19 protein-coding genes and 1 tRNA gene are annotated in these 21,131 nt (G+C 60.2%); 5 read left to right on the forward strand and 15 right to left on the reverse strand.

The features are described from left to right. Positions 1–67: 67 nt before the first annotated feature. From QP093_RS01120 to QP093_RS01160, 9 genes are read right to left on the reverse strand one after another with little or no spacing between them, the layout of a single operon-like run. Positions 68–1,621: a chorismate-binding protein gene (locus QP093_RS01120; protein ID WP_285014123.1), complete on the reverse strand. Its 1,554-nt coding sequence runs from the start codon at positions 1,619–1,621 to the stop codon at positions 68–70. Beyond that, entirely contained in the window at positions 1,618–1,971 is a 354-nt protein-coding gene (hisI, locus tag QP093_RS01125; RefSeq protein ID WP_092648551.1) for a phosphoribosyl-AMP cyclohydrolase, read from the reverse strand. Before hisI ends, QP093_RS01120 begins: the two co-directional genes overlap by 4 nt. Beyond that, positions 1,968–2,741, reverse strand: coding sequence for an imidazole glycerol phosphate synthase subunit HisF (gene hisF, locus QP093_RS01130; protein WP_285014124.1), 774 nt, complete (start codon positions 2,739–2,741; stop codon positions 1,968–1,970). The genes hisI and hisF overlap by 4 nt, the downstream gene beginning before the upstream one ends. A 42-nt stretch (positions 2,742–2,783) precedes the next feature. Beyond that, positions 2,784–3,731: an FKBP-type peptidyl-prolyl cis-trans isomerase gene (locus QP093_RS01135; RefSeq protein WP_285014126.1), complete on the reverse strand. Its 948-nt coding sequence runs from the start codon at positions 3,729–3,731 to the stop codon at positions 2,784–2,786. Positions 3,732–3,735: 4 nt separating this feature from the next. Next, positions 3,736–5,124, reverse strand: coding sequence for a Pup--protein ligase (pafA, locus tag QP093_RS01140; RefSeq protein WP_285014128.1), 1,389 nt, complete (start codon positions 5,122–5,124; stop codon positions 3,736–3,738). Position 5,125: 1 nt separating this feature from the next. After that, on the reverse strand, positions 5,126–5,305 hold the full coding sequence (locus QP093_RS01145; protein WP_285014130.1) for a ubiquitin-like protein Pup: 180 nt from the start codon (positions 5,303–5,305) through the stop codon (positions 5,126–5,128). Positions 5,306–5,314: 9 nt separating this feature from the next. After that, on the reverse strand, positions 5,315–6,838 hold the full coding sequence (dop, locus tag QP093_RS01150) for a depupylase/deamidase Dop (protein ID WP_285014132.1): 1,524 nt from the start codon (positions 6,836–6,838) through the stop codon (positions 5,315–5,317). Beyond that, the gene (arc, locus tag QP093_RS01155) at positions 6,835–8,394 is read right to left on the reverse strand and encodes a proteasome ATPase (RefSeq protein ID WP_285014134.1); all 1,560 of its coding nucleotides are present in this window, start codon (positions 8,392–8,394) and stop codon (positions 6,835–6,837) included. Before arc ends, dop begins: the two co-directional genes overlap by 4 nt. A gap of 50 nt (positions 8,395–8,444) precedes the next feature. Next, entirely contained in the window at positions 8,445–9,491 is a 1,047-nt protein-coding gene (locus QP093_RS01160) for a tRNA (adenine-N1)-methyltransferase (RefSeq protein ID WP_285014136.1), read from the reverse strand. A gap of 70 nt (positions 9,492–9,561) precedes the next feature. Between QP093_RS01160 and QP093_RS01165 the strand changes: the two genes are divergently transcribed. Next, the gene (locus QP093_RS01165; protein WP_285014139.1) at positions 9,562–10,407 is read left to right on the forward strand and encodes a RecB family exonuclease; all 846 of its coding nucleotides are present in this window, start codon (positions 9,562–9,564) and stop codon (positions 10,405–10,407) included. A gap of 10 nt (positions 10,408–10,417) precedes the next feature. Here the strand turns inward: QP093_RS01165 and QP093_RS01170 are convergent, their stop codons facing one another. After that, positions 10,418–11,269 carry an undecaprenyl-diphosphate phosphatase gene (locus QP093_RS01170; protein ID WP_285014140.1) on the reverse strand — a complete coding sequence of 284 codons (852 nt, stop codon included), beginning with the start codon at positions 11,267–11,269 and terminating at the stop codon, positions 10,418–10,420. A 73-nt stretch (positions 11,270–11,342) separates the two neighbouring features. Between QP093_RS01170 and QP093_RS01175 the strand changes: the two genes are divergently transcribed. Next, on the forward strand, positions 11,343–12,287 hold the full coding sequence (locus QP093_RS01175; protein ID WP_058236625.1) for an aldo/keto reductase: 945 nt from the start codon (positions 11,343–11,345) through the stop codon (positions 12,285–12,287). Here QP093_RS01175 and QP093_RS01180 read toward each other — a convergent pair. The 4 genes from QP093_RS01180 to QP093_RS01195 are packed head-to-tail and all read right to left on the reverse strand — an operon-like array spanning position 12,284 to position 15,586. After that, positions 12,284–12,622 (reverse strand): DNA primase, encoded by a 339-nt coding sequence (locus QP093_RS01180; RefSeq protein WP_285014142.1) that lies wholly within the window; start codon positions 12,620–12,622, stop codon positions 12,284–12,286. The genes QP093_RS01175 and QP093_RS01180 overlap by 4 nt on opposite strands. A 42-nt stretch (positions 12,623–12,664) precedes the next feature. Continuing rightward, the gene (locus QP093_RS01185; RefSeq protein ID WP_058236623.1) at positions 12,665–13,762 is read right to left on the reverse strand and encodes an NAD(P)/FAD-dependent oxidoreductase; all 1,098 of its coding nucleotides are present in this window, start codon (positions 13,760–13,762) and stop codon (positions 12,665–12,667) included. A 42-nt stretch (positions 13,763–13,804) separates the two neighbouring features. Beyond that, positions 13,805–14,881, reverse strand: a complete 1,077-nt coding sequence (locus QP093_RS01190; protein ID WP_285014145.1) for a GNAT family N-acetyltransferase — start codon at positions 14,879–14,881, stop codon at positions 13,805–13,807. A gap of 24 nt (positions 14,882–14,905) precedes the next feature. Then, positions 14,906–15,586 carry a DsbA family oxidoreductase gene (locus tag QP093_RS01195; RefSeq protein ID WP_058236892.1) on the reverse strand — a complete coding sequence of 227 codons (681 nt, stop codon included), beginning with the start codon at positions 15,584–15,586 and terminating at the stop codon, positions 14,906–14,908. A gap of 162 nt (positions 15,587–15,748) precedes the next feature. Between QP093_RS01195 and QP093_RS01200 the strand changes: the two genes are divergently transcribed. The 3 genes from QP093_RS01200 (at position 15,749) to QP093_RS01210 (ending at position 17,975) form a co-directional block, all read left to right on the forward strand. Next, positions 15,749–15,834, forward strand: a tRNA-Leu gene (locus QP093_RS01200). Positions 15,835–15,903: 69 nt separating this feature from the next. Then, entirely contained in the window at positions 15,904–16,563 is a 660-nt protein-coding gene (locus tag QP093_RS01205) for an HAD hydrolase-like protein (RefSeq protein ID WP_285014148.1), read from the forward strand. Continuing rightward, on the forward strand, positions 16,560–17,975 hold the full coding sequence (locus QP093_RS01210) for an AI-2E family transporter (RefSeq protein ID WP_285014150.1): 1,416 nt from the start codon (positions 16,560–16,562) through the stop codon (positions 17,973–17,975). The genes QP093_RS01205 and QP093_RS01210 overlap by 4 nt, the downstream gene beginning before the upstream one ends. Here the strand turns inward: QP093_RS01210 and QP093_RS01215 are convergent. Next, positions 17,958–21,131, reverse strand: a complete 3,174-nt coding sequence (locus QP093_RS01215; RefSeq protein ID WP_285014152.1) for an error-prone DNA polymerase — start codon at positions 21,129–21,131, stop codon at positions 17,958–17,960. The two genes, QP093_RS01210 and QP093_RS01215, sit on opposite strands and share 18 nt — an antisense overlap.

The following is a 21,131-nucleotide window of genomic DNA, read 5'->3' on the forward strand; positions in this document are numbered from 1 at the left end:
TCACCGTTGCCTACTGTGATGCTAACCAAAGTCAGCGTGTTTTCCCCAATTGGCTCACATGATGGGCTCAGTCCAGGTCCCCCGTCAGCTTCGCTGCGGTCAGTACGGATGCCAGTGCCGCGGCCGCTTTATTACGGGTCTCCACATACTCCGTGTGTTCAACCGAATCGGCCACAATTCCAGCTCCCGCCTGCACGCTGGCGCGGCCGTCTTTCAGGCATGCCGTGCGGATCGCGATCGCAAAATCTGTGTCGCCGCCCAGGTCAAAATAGCCGACCACTCCCCCGTACACGCCGCGCGCACACGGTTCGAGCTCGTCGATCAGTTGAATGGCGCGCGTCTTGGGCGCACCTGACAGTGTTCCGGCCGGGAACGTTGCCACCAGGCAATCCAGCGCGTCCACCCCCTCGTTCACGATGCCCGTAACGGTGGAGGAAATGTGTTGAATATGGGAGTAGCGCTTGATTTCCATCAGCGTAGACACTTCCACCGATTCAGGCCTGCAGACTCTCGACAGGTCGTTGCGCGCCAGGTCCACCAGCATGGCGTGTTCGGCCAGCTCCTTCGGATCCTTCAGTAGGTCTACGGCCAGGTCGTGGTCCTCGCTCCCGTTCGCTCCGCGTGGGCGTGACCCGGCAATCGGATAGGTCCACACGCGCTGTCCCTGCGTACGCACCAGTGTTTCAGGCGAGGAACCCACCACGTCGAAGTCACCGCCCACGCCATCGGGCAGGCGCAGCAGGTACAGATACGGCGAAGGATTGAGGGTGCGCAGCACCGAGTACACGTCCAGCGCATCCGCCTGGGTGGACACATCCATGCGTTGCGACAGCACAATCTGGAAAGCGTCGCCTCGCCCGATCGCCTCTTTCGCATCCCTGACGGATTGTTCAAAATCGTCCTGCGGTGTGCGGTGCTGGATCGCCAGATCATCCGACGAGGGGGATGCACTGACCCATACAGCTGGATTCATGCTGGATTCCAGGCGATGACACATGTCGCCCACTCGACGGCACGCTTCGTCATACGCCCAGTCGACTCGTTCATCGGTACCGTCCATGTTCCACGCATTCGACACCAGCCACAGTGAGCCGTCACTGTGATCGATAGCAGCCACGTCGCGCGCCAAAATGAGCGATGCATCCGGTACGTCCATCTCGCGCGGAGCCGACATCGTGATGCTCGGCTCCCATTCGCGGGCCATTGCCCAGCCAATCGAGCCGACAAAAGCGCCCGTCAAGGGTGGCAGACCTTCGATGGGATCAGCTCGCAGCACCTCGAGAGCCGAGTGCATCACCTCGAGAAATGATCCGGTCTCCATTGCGCCCCTCGGGCACACCCCCTGCCAGGACGTGACGCCATCACGGGTGATCACTGACGAGGCGGAATCCACTCCAATGAATGACCAGCGTCCCCACCTGCCGTCGTGTTCGGCTGATTCAAACAGGTACGTCCCCGGCTTCGAGGCACACAGGTGGCGGTACAGGCCCACCGGTGTGATATCGGGCGCCAGGACTTTCCGTGCCACGGGAATGAGGCGTCGGTTGCGCGCCAGCTCATGGAACTCTTCACGCGATGGCCATATCTGTCCCAGATGCAGGTCAGTGGCGTGACGTGTCATTGAATTGTTCCTCCCGCTTCAAAACATGAATGTGTCCCCGTATGGCACGCAGCACCGATCTGATCGACTTTCATCAACAGGGCATCCCCGTCGCAGTCAATCTGAATGCTCTTGACGTGCTGCACGTGTCCTGACGTGTCGCCTTTGCGCCAGTACTCCTGACGGGAGCGTGACCAGTAGGTGGCACGCCTGCTTTCCAGTGTGCGTCGCAGTGCTTCGTCGTCCATCCATGCCAGCATCAGAACTTCGTCAGTGTCGTATTGCTGGACGATGACTGCCACGAGACCTTGCTCATTTCGCTTCAGTCGCTGCGCGATGCGCGGGTCGAGGTTCTCAGCCGACCGTTTCACAGTCGCACCGCGATTCCGGCACGCGCCATCGCGTCCTTGACTTGCGTGATCGTCAAGGTACCGAAGTGGAACACTGAGGCAGCCAGAACTGCGTCCGCACCTGCCTGAGCTGCCTGAACGAAATCGTCAGTTGTGCCGGCCCCGCCCGAAGCGATCAGAGGAATGGACACTGTGGATCGAATCGCGCCGAGCATTTTCAGGTCGAATCCGCCCTGAACCCCGTCTGCGTCCATCGAGTTCAACAGGATTTCGCCTGCTCCCAGTTCGGCGACCCGGTTTGCCCACTCGACCGCGTCGATGCCGGTTGAGCGCGTTCCACCGTGTGTCGTGACTTCGAATCCGGAGGTCGTTGAGACACCCTCGGGCGTGCGCCGTGCGTCTAGGGACAGCACGATGATCTGGTCGCCATAGCGTGAGGCGACCCGTTCGATCAGGCTCGGGTCAGCGATCGCCGCCGTATTGACTGATACTTTGTCGGCTCCGCAGTCCAGCAGGCGTGACACGTCGTCCACACTGCGTACACCGCCACCGACAGTGAGCGGCACAAAAATCTGGCTCGCAGCGGCAGAGACGACATCGAGCATTGTCGAGCGCTGCTCGGTCGAGGCGGATACGTCGAGCAAAGTGATTTCATCAGCGCCCTCGTCGCTGTAGTGACGGGCACGCTCAACAGGATCGCCCGCATCTTTCAAATCTGCGAAGTTGACACCTTTAACGACGCGTCCGGCGTTGACGTCCAGGCATGGAATGATTCGGCAGGTCACTGACATGCTTCCATCGTAGCCATGTGCACGCTCTTGGTTGGCACCGGCTCAGGAAGTGGATGACGACGGCGGGTAGGTGGCAAGGATATCGACCAGGACGCACAGCGTGTCGTCACCTTCGGCCAGATCAGGAGGAATGGTGATCGCCAGGCGTGAGCCGACTCTTTGATCGACCAGCCCCTGCTGCAGGCCCGGCATGATGGTCGCCATGTCCAACCGTTCCGGCATTCCGTCGTTCCACGTTGATCGACCCTTGTCCGGATTGTTCCACCCCGCAATCACGTATTGCACCAGGACCCGGTCATCGGGCCCGACCTGAGGACCGTCGCCTTTGATATGTGGGGCGATGACGATCTGGCTGGGGGCCTCCCCCGTGTGAGTGACCTTGAAGCCATCTTCTGCGAATTCGACGCTGAATGGCTGGGTTGGTTCGGGATCAATCGGTGTGCCAGTTGCAGTCGAGGAGATCACATCGACGACGTCAATTTCAATGCGCGGCTGCGCAGGGGTCGTTCCGGCAAGTGTCTCCCCGTCCTTATCCGCCGCCGGTGTCAGTGGTCTGACGAACAGGAGGCGCGTCCCTTCGCGAGACCCGATCAGAGCCTGAACCAGCGTGGCATCCAGTTCGTCACTCGTTGCACGCTCCGTAAAGATCGCGGGCTGCCCGTCGGCCGTGATGACTCCCCCCGTGTCTCCGTCAAACGGTGTGATCGCGGCGATCACGGGCGACCCCTCGGTAATTTCCCGTCCTTGCCCCTCGATAATCGTTCTCACGAAAGGTGCCGTCACCGTCAAGGTACCGTGAATGGTCACAGTCGGTATGGCGCCGTGGTTACCGAATACTTCAACCTGATTGCCCACTGACTGTGCGTCATCAGCGCTTTGCACCACGTCAGGTGAGCTGCGGCGCCCTAGGGTCCACCACCCGACCATGATGAGGACGACGACCACCAGCACAGTCACTGTGGCAACCGTTCTGCGCGAAGACAGTGTCATGTGATCACGCCGGCAAGTCAGGAGCTGACTGGTTAATGTGCTCGATCAGCGCATCCACTCGCGCATCCTCGTTCGAGAGCGGGTCATTGAGTGTCAGTGGGGTGGCTGAAATATCTCCGAGCCGCACGTGCACCCAGTCGACCGACAGATCCCGGCGCGCGTCCTGTGCTGCACCGATGATCCGGCCGCGCAGGGACGCCCTCGTTGTGGCAGGAGGCGTGGTGACTGCGCCTGACACCTGGTCGGCCGCGATAAGCCGGCGCATCAATCCGCCGCCTTCCATGCGGTCACGCAGGCCTGTCGCCGTGATGTCGTGGTAGCTGAGCTCCAGGCGCGCCACGCGCGTGTCGGACAGCGGCACTGAGCGGCGTTCACAGTACTGGCGCAGCAGGCGGCGCTTGATTCCCACATCCAGTTCGGTCTCGACGCCGGACCAGTCTCCTGATTCGATCGCATCCAGTCCACGCTTCCACAGGTCCAGAACGTAGATGTGCATGGGATCGAGGGCGCTGGTGTCCGTGTGGTCGAGGATCCTGCGCCGGATTTCCCGCTGGATTGCCACAGGTGACATGGATGTTCCCGAGGCCAATGGGATAGGTGCCTGTCCCGTCAGGTCCGCGTTGATGGAGCGAATAGCCGACATGGGATCGGCCAGCGCCAGGTCTGCCAGCTTCACACCATCTTCGACCGCGCTCAGCAGCAGCTCGGTTGCCCCGACCTTCAGGGCGGTTGTCGGCTCGGACACGTTCGTATCCCCCACGATCACATGCATACGCCGGTAGGAGCCTGAATCTGCCAGTGGTTCGTCGCGCGTGTTGATGATTGGGCGCGAACGAGTGGTTGCTGCCGAAACTGCGTCCCACATCTGGTCTGCACGTTGGGAAAAGACGTACGTACTGCGTCCTGAAATGGTGCGGATATGTCCAGCTCCGACAACGATTTGTCGGGTGATGAAGAATGCGACGAGGGCGTCCGCGACTTCTCTGAAGTCACGTCGGCGGTGCAGCAGATAGTTCTCGTGGCAGCCGTAGGAGTTTCCCTGGGAGTCCACGTTGTTGCGAAACAGGTGGAGTCGGGCTGGGACGCCCTCGGACTGGAGCTGCTCGTCTGCGCGAGAGGCGAGGTCAGCCAGTAGAAGGTCACCTGCACGATTTTGGGCCAGGAGGTCCTCCAGCAGGTCGCATTCGGCTGTCGCATATTCAGGGTGTGAGCCGACGTCGAGGTACAGGCGCCCGCCGTTGCGCAGGAACAGGTTCGAAGAACGTCCCTGGTCAATGAGCGGGGCGAACAGGTACCGCGCCGCCTGATCCGCATCCACTGGTGAGGGCGCGGAGGTGGTGGAAGCTGCGGTCAGCCCGTATTCCGTTTCGATTCCGACGACTCGGCGCCTCACTTTATTGGCCGCCCTTCTGCACGAAGCCCTGAACGAAGCTTTGCGCGTTTTCTTCCAGGACGGTGTCGATGTCATCCAGCAGGTCATCGAGGGAATCGGTGTTCGCCTGAACCTGCCCGGCCTGGGCGTCGTCCTCGTCGAGCGGGTCTGAGTGAGGTGAATGTGTGAGTGACTGAACCATGGATGCTCCTTAGACAAGGTCAGAGATGTCGGTTGTGGTATCAGATGCGTCAGGCAGTGAGATGCGGACCAGGCGGTTGTGTTCGGGGTCGTCGACTACCACTGATGTCCATGATGCCCGAACGACGTTCGGCATCGAGGCAACAGCGTGTCCGCGTACTCTGGCGCGGGTTGACTGCGGCGGCGTATCGGCCGCACGGATCACGTCGTCAGGTGTGAAGAGTCTGCGGACTCGTCCCGCACGGTCGAGGCGGTTCACCAGGGAGCGTTCTTCTCGCAGGTCCGCCCATTGCAGATCCATTGCCGCCAGACGTGGGTCGGCCCAATCGGTGTTCAGCCGCTCACGCTGGCGATCGAAAAGCTGGTATTTTGCCACCCATTCAACGTCGCTGGCCACCGAGAACATGTCGGTGCGCAGACCGTCCAGGACTCGCTGCCAGGTGTCAAGCAGGTCGCGTGTGTCCTCATCCGGATTCTGGCCAGTCTCGTCGAGTGTTTCGAGCACCAGATCCAGGTAGATCTGCTGAATATCAACGGCATTCAGTGCGCGTCCGGCAGCGATCGGAACTTTGTGGCTCAGCGTCGGGTCGTGACTGACGTTCCATGTTTCCTGCACCGGATCGTCAATGCTCAGTCCATCCCAGTGCATCGACGTGCCCTGTTCAATGGCCCACAGGACAATCGCGGTCGTCCCCATCTTGAGGTAGGCCGAGATGTCGAAGAGGCTGGCATCGCCTCCGATGACATGCAGGCGACGGAACCGTGCGGGATTGGCATGAGGTTCGTCGCGCGTATTGATGATCGGGCGATTGAAAGTGGTTTCCAGGCCGACCTCGTTTTCCACGAAGTCAGCGCGCTGCGAGAGCTGGAAGCCGGGAGCCTGTGACTTTTGACCCAGCCCGACCCGACCCGAACCACAGGTGACGGGGCGCGTCACCATGAATGGGATGAGGCCGCGGATCAGGTCATCCAGATCAACTGAACGCTCCACCTGGTAGTTCTCATGAGTGCCGTAGGCCGCACCTTTACCGTCGGTATTGTTCTTGACCAGGACGAGCGGCACCTCCGAGCTGGCATCGATATGTGCCATGATTCGGCGCGCAATCTCATCACCGGCCCTGTCCCACAGCACTGCTTCGCGCGGTGACGAGGTTTCAGGTGCGGAATACTCCGGATGTGCGTGGTCGACGTACAGGCGCGCACCGTTGGTCAGCACCGCCACCGTCGGGGTTGGCAGTGCCCGCTCACTGTCACTGGGGCGTTCCAACGCTTCCACGCCCCCTGACGGTGCCAGGTGGTAGGGATCATCGGTCAACAGTGACGGGTCGGCTGCGGCACGGGACAGGCGCATACCGCGCAGATCATTGAGCGGATCCTCACCCGTGTAATCCCATCCAACAGGGTCGCCCTCGCGCGACAGCTGTCCGCCTGCAGCGACTGCCTGCGTGGACAGTGCGACCGCATTTGCCCACGGGTTGCCTGGCTGATAGACACCGAATTCTGTTTCGGTGCCCATGATGCGGTGGACGCTCATTGTGGATCTCCTTGAATGGGGGTCACGGATTGAATATCATCACGCACTCCCACGGTGCGTGCCCAGTCCACTGGCGAAGACGTAGCAGCCAGCTCCATTGATTCGCGCATCTCTTCTTCCACGCCGCGCAGCACGTGTTCCTGACTCAGCCCCTGCTCGCTCCCGCCAAGCGTGGCGCGGATAGCGCGTTTCTTGGCTCGCTCCACGCTCGAGGCGATCAATGCGCCTGAAACGATGTCACTCAGGTACAGCGTCGTCTGCGCGCCTGAGGTCAGCGTCGCGTGGAACAGTGCAGTGGACTGATCGCGTGCATACAGACGCTCCACGGCGGCGTCGATCATCTGATTGAGGGCCTCCTCGTGGCTCCCATAGCGGGAAATCTCGCTCGCTGCAATCGGGACGTGCGTGGTCAGATACTTCGTGAAGATGTCGCGCGCGCCCGTCCGGTCGGGTCGGTCGATGCGTATACGCACGTCGAGGCGTCCGGGCCGCAGTACAGCAGGGTCGATCATGTCGGCTCGGTTGGATGCGCCAATGATGATGACATTGTCGAGGGCTTCCACTCCGTCCATTTCAGCCAGAAGCTGCGGGACAATCATGGTTTCCACGTCAGAGGAGATACCTGCGCCGCGCGTGCGGAACAGAGCTTCCATCTCATCGAAGAACACGACAACAGGGATCCCGGTTGCCGCCAGTGCACGAGCACGGGAGAAAATTGCCCGAATCTGGCGCTCCGTCTCCCCCACGAATTTGTTGAGCAGTTCGGGGCCCTTGATAGACAGGAAGTGGCCGCGCACGCCTGATTCGGTCTGCGACAAGGCGTTTGCCACTGCTTTGGCAATGAGTGTTTTACCCGAACCTGGCGGCCCGTACAGCAGGATGCCTTTGGGCGGGCGCAAGCCGTAATCGCGGTAGAGCTGCGGGTGACGCAGCGGCATCTCGATCGAGTCACGCACACTGGCCAGCTGCTGATCCAGTCCGCCGATGTCGTCGTAGGTGACGTCCGGGACCTGCGGGGTGAGCAACTGCTCGACATCCGAGCGGGTGACGCGCTCGATGGCCTGACCGGCGCGCAGATTCGCCATGACGGAATCGCCTGCCCGTACGCTTCCGTGCCGCAGTGGTCCGGCCAGCGTCAGAACCTGTTCCGCGCCGCCTTCCAGGGACACCAGTACGCGATCGGCGCCCAGTACTTCCAGCACCGATGTCAGTGTCCCGGTGCGCTCGAAGTGGTCCACACCCACCACGACCATGTCCTCGTTGAGGCGTACCAGCTGTCCGACGGCCACCGTTGACAGGTCAACACTGGAGTCAACGGTCAGGCGCATGCGTTTGGTGCCCACCATTGCATCGATCTGACGCGCGGCGGTATCGACCGCGAGAACTGAGACGAATGTGTGTGGAGGCTGCTGAGAGCGGTGGATTTTCTCGTTGAGTTGGACAAGCTGTCCGCGGGCCGTCGACAGGGCACGTGAGAGGCGTTCGTTCTTCTCTTCCAAAGAAGCGACAGATCGCCGCAACGCGTCAACGGTCTGTTGGTCGGCAGACGTGCTCACTCGTACCCTCCTCGCGAGTCAGTTTTAGTGGTCATTCAACACTATGACGATCAGTGGGATTCCTCCAGATCCTTCCGAACCGTGGTCTGTAATGTTTCTCCCACCCAATGTTCGCTGCGCGCAGTTGCGTCACGACGCACTCGCCGTACTTTCTTGTCGCTGGGCACTCGCTGCCCGATTGACGAGGGTGTCCACCCATCTTCGTCGTCCCACATTCCACCCTGTCCTTCAGCAGCCGGAGCGGGGCGGCGTTGGGCGGTTTGCGGACGGGTGTGCGGTGCCAACAGACGCGTGGTGACCAGAAAGCCGGTATGGGCCACCATGCGGTGTTCGGGGCGCACAGCCAGCCCTTCGAGATGCCACTCGCGCTGCATCGTTTCCCACGCCAGTGGCTCTGTGAATCGTTCGCATGCGCGGATGTCTTCGACCAGACGGGACATCTGGGTCACTGTGGCGACGTAGCACGTCAATACTCCTCCGTAGTTCAATGCGTGTTCCACGGCTTGAAGGTTCTCCCACGGGGCCAGCATGTCGAAGACGATGCGATCCACGCTATGCGCCTCGCATCGATTGAGCACATCAGCCACCTCGCCTACTTCCAGGGTCCACGCGGGGTGGTGAGAGCCGAACCAGAGATCCACATTGGCGCGCGCAATGTCCGCAAAGTCTTCGCGGCGTTCCACTGAGTGGAGGTGGCCGTGTTCGCCTACCGCGTTGAGCAGTGCCAGTGTCAATGCACCTGATCCCACACCTGCTTCCACTACGCGTGCGCCGGGGAAAATGTCCCCCATATGAATGATGGTGCCGGTGTCTTTGGGGTAGATCACCGTTGCGCCGCGCGGCATCGACATGACGTAGTCGCTTTGCAGGGGTCGCAGCACCTGGAATGAGCGTCCTTCAGGCGTGGTGATCACCTGGCCGTCGGGCTGACCGATCACGGCGTCGTGATCGAGCCATCCGCGATTGGTTTGGAAGCGTCCGCCCGCCACCAGCGTGATGGTGTGGAATCGTCCCTTCGGGTCGCGTACCTGCACCCGATCGCCTTCGCGCAGTGGCCCGCGCCGGTTTTCCTGACCTAGTTCACTATGAGTACTCATCGCTGGGATTGTATCCACAACTGGAGCAGGCGAGCACGCAGATGCCGGTGCGCGGCGTTACGGTAGGCACATGCCGTCTTCATCATCGTCTGAACAGTGGGCGCCCGCACTGTCGGTGTCGCGCGCCCGCGATTTCATGAAATGCCCTCTCAAGTTCCGCCTGCTAGTTGTGGATCGCATTCCCTCGCCCGCCACACGTGCCACGGCGATGGGCACCCTCGTACACGCTGTCCTCGAGCATCTCTTCGACGTGCCGCAGCACGATCGCACCCCTGAGCATGCTCAGGAACTGGTTGCCCCGCAATGGGAAGTGCTACGCAGCAACGATCATACAGTGATGGATCTGTTCGATTCTGAAGAGGATTTGCAGTCATGGATGCGTGACGTGCGAACCGTCATCGAGCAGTACTTCCATATCGAGGATCCACGGTGGCTTGAACCGGTTGGACGTGAAGAACTGATCACTGTGGTGATGCCGGAAGGCATTCGTCTGCGCGGATTCATCGACCGCATCGATCAGGCTCCCACAGGCCAACTGCGCGTTGTGGACTACAAGACTGGCAAGGCTCCCAGTCCACGTTTCCAGGACGAAGCTCTCTACCAGATGCGCTTCTACGCATTGCTGCTTCAGCTCACACGCGAACTTCCGGCCCGCACGCAGTTGGTGTACATCAAGTCCGGTCAGGTCCTCACCTTGGACCCCACCGACGCCGACATGATGGACATTCGCGCCGATGTGGCACAGCTGTGGGAGCGCATCGAAAGTGCAGCTCGCCAACGTCGTTTTGTTCCGACAAAAAACCCGCTGTGCAACTGGTGCCACGTGCAGTCCATGTGCCCCATCTTTGGCGGTCAGGTGCCCGATATTCCTGAAGAAGGCATCGAGCGTGTACTGTCCATGCGTGCGAGTCAGTAAGTCACCCTCGTCAGGCTGCGACTCCCCCGGGCGTCAGGACGCCGGTCAGCAGCAGGATCGCGACGAGGGCGGCCAGACCCAGGCGGTACACGACGAAGGGGCTGAACGAGCGGGTGGAGATCAACTTGAGGAACCACATGATCACCACGTATCCCACGCCGAAAGCGATGAGCGTGGCCAGGATCGTCGGCCCGACCGCAACAATGTCACCACCACCGATCACCTTGGCCATCTTGTAGAACCCCGATGCGAAGACGGCGGGCATGGCCAACAGGAATGAGTAGCGCGCTGCAGCTTCTCTCGTGTAGCCCAGCGCGCGCCCCATCGTGATGGTGCCACCTGAACGGGAGACGCCGGGAATGAGAGCCATCGCCTGAGCAAAGCCGTAAGCAATGGCATCGCGCCAGCTCATGCGGTCAAGGCTGAGTTCCCTGCGCCCCAAGCGATCAGCCGCGCCGAGCAGCAGACCGAAGAAAACAAGCATGGCCACCGTGATCCACAGGTTACGGAATGATGTGTCGATCCAATCTTCGAGCAGCAGTCCAAGGATTCCGATCGGCAGGGATCCGACGATGATCATCCACCCCATGCGCGCATCGGGATCGGCACCGCGGACGCGCTTGGCGGGGCCGACTACGGGAAGGGAACGCGCCCATTTCGACACGATCCTCACGATGTCTTTCCAGAAGAACACCAGCACTGCGGTTTCAGTTCCGATCTGCGTGATCGCGGTGAAGGCAGCTCCCGGATCTGCCTGTCCGATCAGCTCTCCCACAATGCGCAGGTGAGCAGATGAGGAAATAGGAAGAAACTCCGTGAGGCCCTGAACCAGCCCCAGGATGATTGCATCAAGCCAACTCATGAGGCCTACTGTACGGGCACCACGCCGATTCCCCTACCGCGCCACCCGGTCACCACCACACTACGGTTACAGTATGCGCACTCGTTTTTGCGGCCGTTCGGGCCTGAGCGTCTCTGATGTTGGACTCGGCACACTCACGTGGGGCCGCGACACCGATGAGCACGAAGCTGAAGACATGCTGCGCCATTTTGTCGATGCTGGTGGGAACCTGATCGAAATTGCACCAACGCACGGAGACGGCGCGGCGGTGGACGTCCTCGGGTCGCTCATCAGCACAGTCAGTCGCAATCAGCTCGTGATCGCACTTCGAGGGGGCGCACACCTGGATGCGTCCACTAAGTGGCGTGCCAGTGCGGCGCGCGGCGACATGCTCGCCAGTCTGGACGATGCGCTGGCCCGGTGGCACACCGATTTCGTTGACCTGTGGCTCGCGGAGTTCACGCCGCACATTCCGGTCGACGAAACACTGTCCGCGCTGGAGGTCGCCTGGCGCTCGGGTCGTGCGCGCTACGTAGGGATCGCTCACGCATCGGCGTGGACGGCGGCATCAGCATCGACGAGGGCGGCCCTGGCGGGGATGCCTGTGGTTGCTTTGGAAGATGCCTGGTCACTGCTGGATCGCGGCCTCGAGTCTCAGGTGTTTGCACCGGCACGCTCAGCCGGGATGGGAATCCTGGCGCATTCGCCACTGGCGTGCGGCGTCCTGACCGGGAAGTATCGCCATGCCACTCCCCCAGATTCACGCGCCGCGTCACCGCACTTGCGTTATACCGTTGAACGCTACCTGGATCCTGCTTTGTCTGGCACGGTCAACGCCCTCGAACGCGCTGCTCAGGGGCTTGATCGCACGAGTATGGATGTGGCGTTGGCATGGGTGCGTGACGCTGAGGGTGTGGCAAGCGCGATCGTCGGTCCGCGCACGGTCCGACAGCTCGATCAGCTACTCGAATGTCAGGATCCACTTCCTGAGCAGATCCGAACGGTACTCAGCGAAGTATCTGATCCGCGCGTAGATTAGTCGTCCTCGTCGTTATCGTCGTCCAGGTCGATCTGGTCGTACTCGTCATCGTCGAAGCCGTCGAAGCTGTCATCGTCATCATCTTCGTCGTCGCCGTCGTCCTCATAGTCGTCATCATCTTCGTCGTCATCATCTTCATCCAGAATGTCGAACGGCAGTTCAGCGTCGAATCGTGTGAAGAGAACGTCGTCGTAGGTGAAGAACGCATCACGGAGGCGTTCTTCTGCCTGCGAAATGACGGCATCCGACGCGGCTGTGCCGCCCTGGACGACATCAAAGTGGTGCTCAAATGCTGCGATGAGTAAGTTCAGCGCGTCGCGAGGATCTTGTGTCATGTTCCCAGCCTACCTGTTCACGCCTAAATTGACGTGCTCAATTCAGGGAAGATTCAGTTGCGAGCGGATAACGGAAACCATCAGATCAGTGCCCTTGATCTCCGCTGTCTGTTCTGCACCGAGGATACGCATATTCCCGTCTGCGTCGATCAGCTGCGATGCACCCATCGACGGCCCGAGCGGCAAGATGACCCACTCCTTGGTGGGTTGGTAGGAGATATCGGGCTCTCCGCCTTCCAGTTGATGCGTGATATTGGCAATGACAACTCGGGCTTGCTGACGTGCCGCATCTGCGCGCTTGGATTCACGCACGTCGGTGATATCACCAATGGCGTACACGTTGGAGTGTCCCTTGACCTGCAGCGTGGGATCAACACGAATTGTTCCGTTCGGGTGAAGTAGTTCTTCGTATTCCGTTCCCGCCAGGTATCCGGAGTTCGCTGTCGCGCCGTAGCACTGGAACCATATATCTGCCTCGATCTGGTCACCGTTATGCGTCTGAACACTGAAGCGTCCTAGCTGGCCGGCCTGAATCGGCGGCAAATATGCCAGCGGGGAGCCTGTCACCACGCGCACACCCAGTTCGTCGAGCTGTTCCGTGATCGCGTCGCGAAGCTCCTGCGTGTAGCCAGGCGTGGACAGAATGGAGTCACCGGATTCAACCAGAATGATCTCCAGATCAGGGAACGCGCTGGCCAACTCACCTGTCATCTCAATGCCGACGGTGCCTCCGCCTACCAACATGACCGAGCCGGCCGATGTCAGTGCGTCGTGGAGCTGTTCAAGGCGCGCTTTCGCCACAGTCGCTTTCGAGGAGGAGTACTTTGCGGGGAACGGATACGTTGATCCACTTGCCAGGATCACGTAGTCCGCTTCGATGGGGTCGTGCCCAAAGACATGCACCGTCGTCCCCGTCACTGACGAGACGACGCCCTGGATCACCTGCCCATTCTTCAGCAGGTTCGAGTACGGCATGAAAATGGCGTGCTCCCACACCTCGTCGACCGCTGCCCGAAGTGCGGCCGCGTGGTGAACGAATTGGTCCTTCTGCTCAATGAGGATCACGTCAGCGACTGGATCCAGTCCTTTCGCGACGGTGACACCACCGTACCCACCGCCGACAACTACCACTTTGGTCACAGTTGATCTCCTTCGTTGATGATGATGCCATCATCTCACGTGTCAGTCGTCCAGGTGGAGCACGCGAGCAATATTGGGTGGGAAAAAGTTCGGTCCCTTCAGAACTTTTCCGTCCTCACGACGCTTCACCGACCCATCCGGCATGAGTTTGGACAGGTTCGATGCCTGAACTTCTTCCAGGACCGCATCCAGGTCGATGCCTGATTCCAGTGCCATCCCGTAGATGACGTAGACCAGGTCGGCCAAAGCGTCAGCGGTCTCGACGATATCGGAGGTGGCATGATCGCCTTCAGCTGCCTGCTGATAGGCCTGCTCGATGAGTGTCCTCGCGTCAGGTCCCCACATGGCTCCAATCAGTTCGCTGAATTCCTCAGCGATCAGGCTCATGCGCATCATGACACGGTCGTAGTCCAGTGTGGGTTCCCCGCCGTCTGCCACACGGTTGGGCATGTGGTAGGTCGAGTGGAACTCGCTGACCAGTTCCTGGGGGCTACGCGTGCTGCGGCCCGGTGTGTGCGAGGTGCCACTGCGCCGCCCCATCACCGGTGCGGGTGCAGCCGGCCCGTCCCACGGTGCAGCAGGCTCCATCGTGTCATCTGGTTCAAGGAATGCTTCCCAGATTTCTTCACCCTTGTCGTTTTCGACTTGCCGCCCTCGTTTGCCTGCGTGGAAGCCCAGTCGCCACGCCACGCGCCACGATGGCCAGTTGCCGACCCGTGAGCGCCACACGAGGCGCGGCGCGTTCAGCGTATCGAATGCGACGCGCGCAGCCAGGATAAGTGCTTCGGTAGCGTAGCCTGATCCACGGCTGTCGGCGCCTACCCAGTAGCCCACATCGAGCGTCCCGTCCTCGGATTGAATCCGCATCGACAGGGTGCCCACGAGCGTGTTGGTGGCCACGGTGCGGATCGCCCAGTGTGGTTCGTTCTTCTCCCAGCCGGCGTTCGCGACTTTTTCAACGAATTCCCTGGCCTGGTCACGCGAATATGGCGAGGGAACCGTCGTCCACTGCATGATGGCAGGGTCCTGGCACAGACGGTAGATATCGTTGGCATCGTCACAAGCTAGTGGCACCAGGGAGATGCGCGCGCCAGTGACCGTGAAGGGAGCGAGCGACATTGAATCCTCCTTTGGATGATCGCTTCAGGCTTCAGCGTGAGTGTGTTCCCACGCGGTCGCCAGCATAGTCCCCAAGGCCTGCGCATTCTGTGCGCCCTGGATCACAAACTTCTGATCGATGAGCATGGTGGGAACCGACTCAACACCCATTTCAACGGCGATCTGGTAGTCGGAAACTACATCTGCTGCTCGCTGCTCATCAGCGAGGGCGGCCACCACATCTTCTGCTGACATACCGACTCGCTTCGCACACTGAATCAACACCTCCGGATCGGAGACGTCCTGACCCATTTCGAAGTGGGCACGGTCAAGCGCTTCAGCCAGAGCAAGCTGAGTGGTATTCGCACCTGTCAGCGTGTCGTGCGCAAGGTCGTGTTCGTAGGCTGCGGCGAGGAGCCGGTGTGCGTTCGAGGTGGGCGCCACCACCATCGTTTCGAAGTTGAAGGTGATGTCCTCAGCCATCCCCAACTCAGTGAATTGAGCCAGGCTCTTGTCTGCATCTTCTTCTGACATTCCACGATGTGCTGTCAGGTATTCGCTTTGAGATAGCTCCAACGGTTCTGCTAAGTCAGGGTCAAGGAAGTAGGCGTGAAGTCGAATCTCAACCTCGTCAGCATGCTCGAATGAGCCCAGGGCCGTGCGCAGGTGGTGAAGACCCAGATAGCACCACGGGCATGCCACGTCAGACCAAATGTCGATGTGCATGTTGGCAACTGTCTCATAACTTTGCTCGATTGTCAGGGTGCCCGGGCCTTTGTCACCTAACTCATGAGCAAATGTGACGTGTCGCTCGTTCATATTGGACGTTTCGATTTGCCGACAGGTACCATTGTCGTGTTAAAGTTCTATCCGCTCTCATTGAGCGTTGCGCGGGTGGCGGAATAGGCAGACGCGCTAGCTTGAGGTGCTAGTCCTCGCTTTAGAGGGTGGGGGTTCAAGTCCCCCTCCGCGCACAATGAGCAGAATGGTCGCGACACCTTGCGGTGTCGCGATTATTTTTAACTCTGCTCTACAGTAGAGACGTGGAAACTTCTCGCTGGACCTGTGTACTTTTCGACGTGGACGGCACAATTGTCGATTCGGCAAGTGTCGTTATCGACTCGTTCCAACGCACACTTGCACACTTGAACTATCCGTCTCGTTCACGCGATGAGCTGGGGAAATACGTCGGCCCACCGTTGTGGGACTCCTTCATGGATCTGGGGATGGATGCTGAGCAGGCTGACAATGCTGCCACCATCTACCGTCACTACTATCGTGAACTGTTCCTTCAGCCAGAACCGTATCCCGGCATTGGACAGCTTCTGGAAGATTTGCATGCCGCCGGATACGCCTTGGCTACGGCTACCTCAAAACAGGAATACATGGCGCGCGACCAGATGGTTCATCTGGGTTTTGATCGCTTCATCGATGTCATTGCGGGAGCCATCCCAGATCCCGCCTATTCGAAAGCTCATGTGATCCGCGATGCACTGAAGCGCCTGGAGGAAAAAGGCCTCGACATTTCTCGCCCCGTCGTGGTAGGTGACCGTTCATGGGACCTGGAAGGTGCTCTGGAAGTCGGTCTGCCGGCGATCGGGGCAGGCTGGGGCTATTCGCATCCTGGCGAGTTCGATCAGGCACTGGCAGTTGCCCACGATGCCGACGAACTGCGCCAGCTGCTGATGGGAGATCACTCATGACTGATTCATCACGCACCTCAAAGTTCGGCAATCTGAAGCAGAACCTGAGCCGGTTCGTACGTTCTCCGCACGTCACTCAGGTGCCGGCCACGACGCGCACATCCACGCCGGCGCACCCTGCCTCATATCACACACCCCGACGGCGACGCGTCTCCTCGCCTCCGACCAAGCATTCGCGGGCCAATACTGCCGTGAAGCGACCCGATCTGCCTGACTGGCTGCGTAAATCCGGCCTGGCAGCGTGGGCCCTGATCGGCATCATGATCATCGTCGCCGCCGTCGTCTATGCTCTGGCACGCGTCACCCCGGTCTTCATCGCTGTTTTCGTCGCACTGGTGGTCACTGCGATTCTCAATCCCGTGGTCAATTTCCTTTCGCGCTTCATTCCGCGTGGCCTGTCAGTGGTTCTGACATTGCTGGGATTCTTCGGCATCTTCGCAGGTTTGATGGCATTGGTCATCAACTCCGTGATGGGACAGTGGACGAGGCTGGCCAATCAGTTCTCACGCGGTCTGGATGTGATCTCCGATTTCCTGTCCTCCCTGCCATTCGACATCAAGGTCACGCCGCAGGATGTGTCCGCATGGATGAACGACATGATCGCCAAGGGCCAGCAATACGTCCAGCAAAACTGGAGCAGGCTGGCATCCGACCTCCTGTCAAATGTCTCAGCCGCTGCCATCACGTTCACAATCGCCGCATTGGGCTTGTTCATCACGATCTTCTTCCTGCTGTCGGGAGAAAAAATGTGGCGCTGGTTCCTGGATGTCACACCGGCACGCAGGCGTGAGCCTATCCATCGCGCAGCTCTGGCAGGATGGGACACTTTCTCGGGCTACGCGCGCGGCACGATGATCGTGGCCGCGACCGATGGTCTGTTGGCGGGGATCTTCCTGCAGATCCTGGGCGTGCCGGTTGCGCCCGCATTGGGCGTCCTGGTGTTCATTGGTGCCTTCATTCCCCTGATTGGTGCGCCCGCAGCGATGATCATTGCGATGATCGTGGCTGCTGCAAGCGGCGGTTTGATGCAGGCCGCCATCGTTGGCCTCGGCATCGCCGGCATCGGCCAGCTCGAAGGGCACGTTCTCCAGCCCCTCATCATGGGCAAGCAGGTGTCTTTGCACCCTGTGGTTGTCGGTGTTGGCGTCACCGTCGGTACACTCACGGCGGGCCTGCTGGGTGCCGTCATCGCGATCCCGATTATCGGCGTGATCTGGTCTGTCTTCTCTGAACTGTATGAGCGTGATGCACCGATCGAAGATCCGTTGCCTGAACGCCGCAATGCGCCCGACGTTGAGGAAGAGCACGAGAACAAGATCGGCACCAGAATTGTGCGTTTTTTCCGCAACCGCGGCGACGACGAATCCGAGGCTGACGGCCAGAAAACCGAGGCTTCAGCGGAAGTCTCGTGATCGGACGCGCATCGGCATGTGCAGCTCTTTGAGCGAATGTGCCCGGATCATGACGACACCCTCGCCTCTTTCGACAGTGCCACTGACGATCAGTGCCTGCGCTGTCGTGGCGGTGGTGCGATAACGCGTCCACAGTCCCGGTGAGCACACAATGTTGGCAAACCCGCTTTCGTCTTCTAAAGACACGAAAATCAGGCCGCGCGCTGTGTGGGGACGTTGGCGGTGCGTGACAATACCAGCGACTGACGCGATGGACCCATCGTCACCTTTCTCCATCAGGTCACGCGCTTTCACGACGCCGCGATCATCAAGGAATGAGCGGATCAGGGCCAGCGGATGTTCTGCCACGGTCAGGCCGGTGGCCTGATAGTCGGCGCGCATCTGGTCAACATCGCTCATCTGCGGCAGGTTCCCTGGCGTCGTGCCCACCTCGATACCGGGAATATACGGCTGATACGCGTGTTCTTCTGCCACTCGCTCGGCACCCCACAGTGCGTCTCTTCTGCTGATTGCCAGCGAATCGAAAGCACCGGCTCGCGCGCATGCTTCCACCTGGCGCTCGGTGAGGTGAGCACGCTGCGCCACGTCACTCATACTGGAAAACGGACCGTCAGCTCGCGCATCGACGATGCGGTGGGCACCCTCCCCCAGTCCGCGTATCGATTCCAGCCCGATCCGAATCATGGCATCGTCATCCATGTCCAGTTCAACGCGTTCGTTTGCACATCGCTCGACAGCCGGGTCGTAGGGCTGGACGCATGCGGATACGTCAGAAAACTGCACATCGGCCCGAGCAACTGCTACGCCGTGACGCCGCGCGTCGTGGATCAGGCTATCTGGAGAATAAAACCCCATAGGCTGACTGGACAGGATACCTGCGTAGAAGAACTCCGGGTAGTGCACTTTCAGCCAGGCTGACGCGTAGACGATGTGAGCGAAGGAAAAGGAGTGCGACTCAGGAAAACCGAACGATGCGAAGCCTCGGAGTTGATCAAAAATCCTGTGTGCGCATTGCTCAGAGATTCCGCGTTGACGCATTCCTTCCATCAGCGGAGGTTTGAGCATGTCCATCTGTTTGAGTGAACGCTTCGACCCCATCGCCTTGCGCAAGCGGTCAGCTTGCGCCGCGGTGAAACCTGCCGCATCCTGCGCGATGCGCATGAGCTGTTCTTGAAACAGCGGAACACCCAGAGTCTTTTCCAACGCAGGCTTGAGCAGCGGGTGCAGATACGTCACCGCTTCTGCGCCCTGTCTTCGACGCAGATACGGATTCACTGCCTGCCCCTGGATGGGGCCAGGTCTGATCAGCGCCACCTCCACCACAATGTCGTAGAAGCAGCGCGGCCGAAGGCGTGGCAATGTATTCATCTGCGCGCGCGACTCCACCTGAAACACTCCCACCGTGTCAGCTGCGCACAGCAGGTCGTAGACACGTGGATCCTCTTCTGTCAGATTATGCAGTCCCAGCGCGCGCCCGTTCCTGCCGGTAATGCCGCGCTCCCCCAGCCAGTCGAATGCCCGGCGAATGGCGGTGAGCATTCCTAATCCCAGCAAGTCGAATTTCACCAGTCCGGCATCAGCGCAGTCGTCCTTGTCCCACTGGAGAACGGAACGGTCCTCCATGGCTCCCCACTGCACGGGGCAGATATGACTGACCGGTGTGCGCGTGAGCACCATTCCTCCGGTGTGGATTCCCATGTGACGCGGAAGGTCGGACATTTTCTGTGCGATTCGAGTGACCTGATCAGGGGGCGGGTCGCCCTCGCTCTTGCTCCACTTCGTCGCAATACCGGCGGCATATCCGCATGCGCGAGCAGCATCATGGATCGCTGAGCGGTGCCTGTAGGTGATGACGGTGGCAACCTGTGCGGCGCGTTCACGCCCATAGTGCTCGTAGACATGTTGGATGACTTCTTCGCGCCGCCCTGCCTCGATGTCGACATCGATATCAGGAGGGCCGGAACGTCCAGGCGACAAGAAGCGTTCAAAAAGCATTGAGTGACGCACCGCGTCAACTGCAGTGATGCCGAGGGCGAAACATACGGCTGAATTGGCGGCTGATCCTCGTCCCTGGCACAGGATGTTGCGGGAGGCACAAAAGTCAACGATTTCTTTGACGATCAGGAAATATCCCGGAAAATCCATGCGTTCGATGATGGACAGTTCGTGGTCAATCACCTCCCACGCATGGGGGTTGTCTGCCCGCGTTCCGTAACGTTCGAGGGCGCCCTGTTCAGTCAGATGACGCAACCATGTCGCGGACGTGAATCCCTCGGGCACCTTCGTTTCAGGCAGTCGGGGGGCAACGAGGCGCAGGTCAAAACTTGCGTGAGATCCGATGTCTGCCGCCATGCGAACAGCATCCGGGTAGTCGTGGTACATCAGCAGCATTTCTTCTGCGCTGCGCAGGAAGGAGCGAAAGGCCGGCAGGTGCGGTTCAGCTTCTTCCAGTGACATTCCCAGTCGGGTGGCAGCCAGGACATCACCGAGGGGCCCGGATACCGGGGTGGCACATCGCGCGGCCGTTGTGGCAACCAGCGGCACGTGGGCACCTGTGGCCAATTCACTGAGTGCACGCAGGGTCTCAGGTGGCTCCGTGGGGCTCAGCGCGCTTTCGACGGCGACGCGGTCACGTCCAAAGATACTGATCAGGCGTGTCAACATGGAGCGGGCGGCCGACATGCCACCCGCCCGCAGCGCTCGACGCAGCGGGCCACGCGACGTGCCGGTGAGCACTATCCACTCCCCTGCACCCAGTTCGTCCAGCATGTGTATCGGCGTGCGCCGACCTGGATGAGAAAGGGTGTGCCGACTCATTGCCGCACACAGCTGCGTGTATCCACACGGATTCGTGGCGATGATGGGAAGACGGATGCCGGGTTCTTCGGCTCCGGGAACCAGTCCCCATCCAGGCTGGGCTGAAAATTGCTGCGGATCCAGGGTCAGTTCCGCCCCGCACACAATCGGCAGTCCGCGCGCTCGACCGGCAGTGGCCATCTGTATTGCAGAATACATACCATCGACATCCAGTACCGCGAGCGCCTCCAGGTTCAGCGCGCAGGCAGCATCGACCATCTCGCTGGGCGTATTGGCGCCGTCGAGGAATGTGAATGCGCAGTGAGCATGTAATTCCGCGTAACGAGCAGGTTCGACCAC

The organism is Pauljensenia sp. UMB10120, from assembly GCF_030212035.1.
GTDB classification, from domain to species: Bacteria; Actinomycetota; Actinomycetes; order Actinomycetales; family Actinomycetaceae; genus Pauljensenia; species Pauljensenia radingae_A.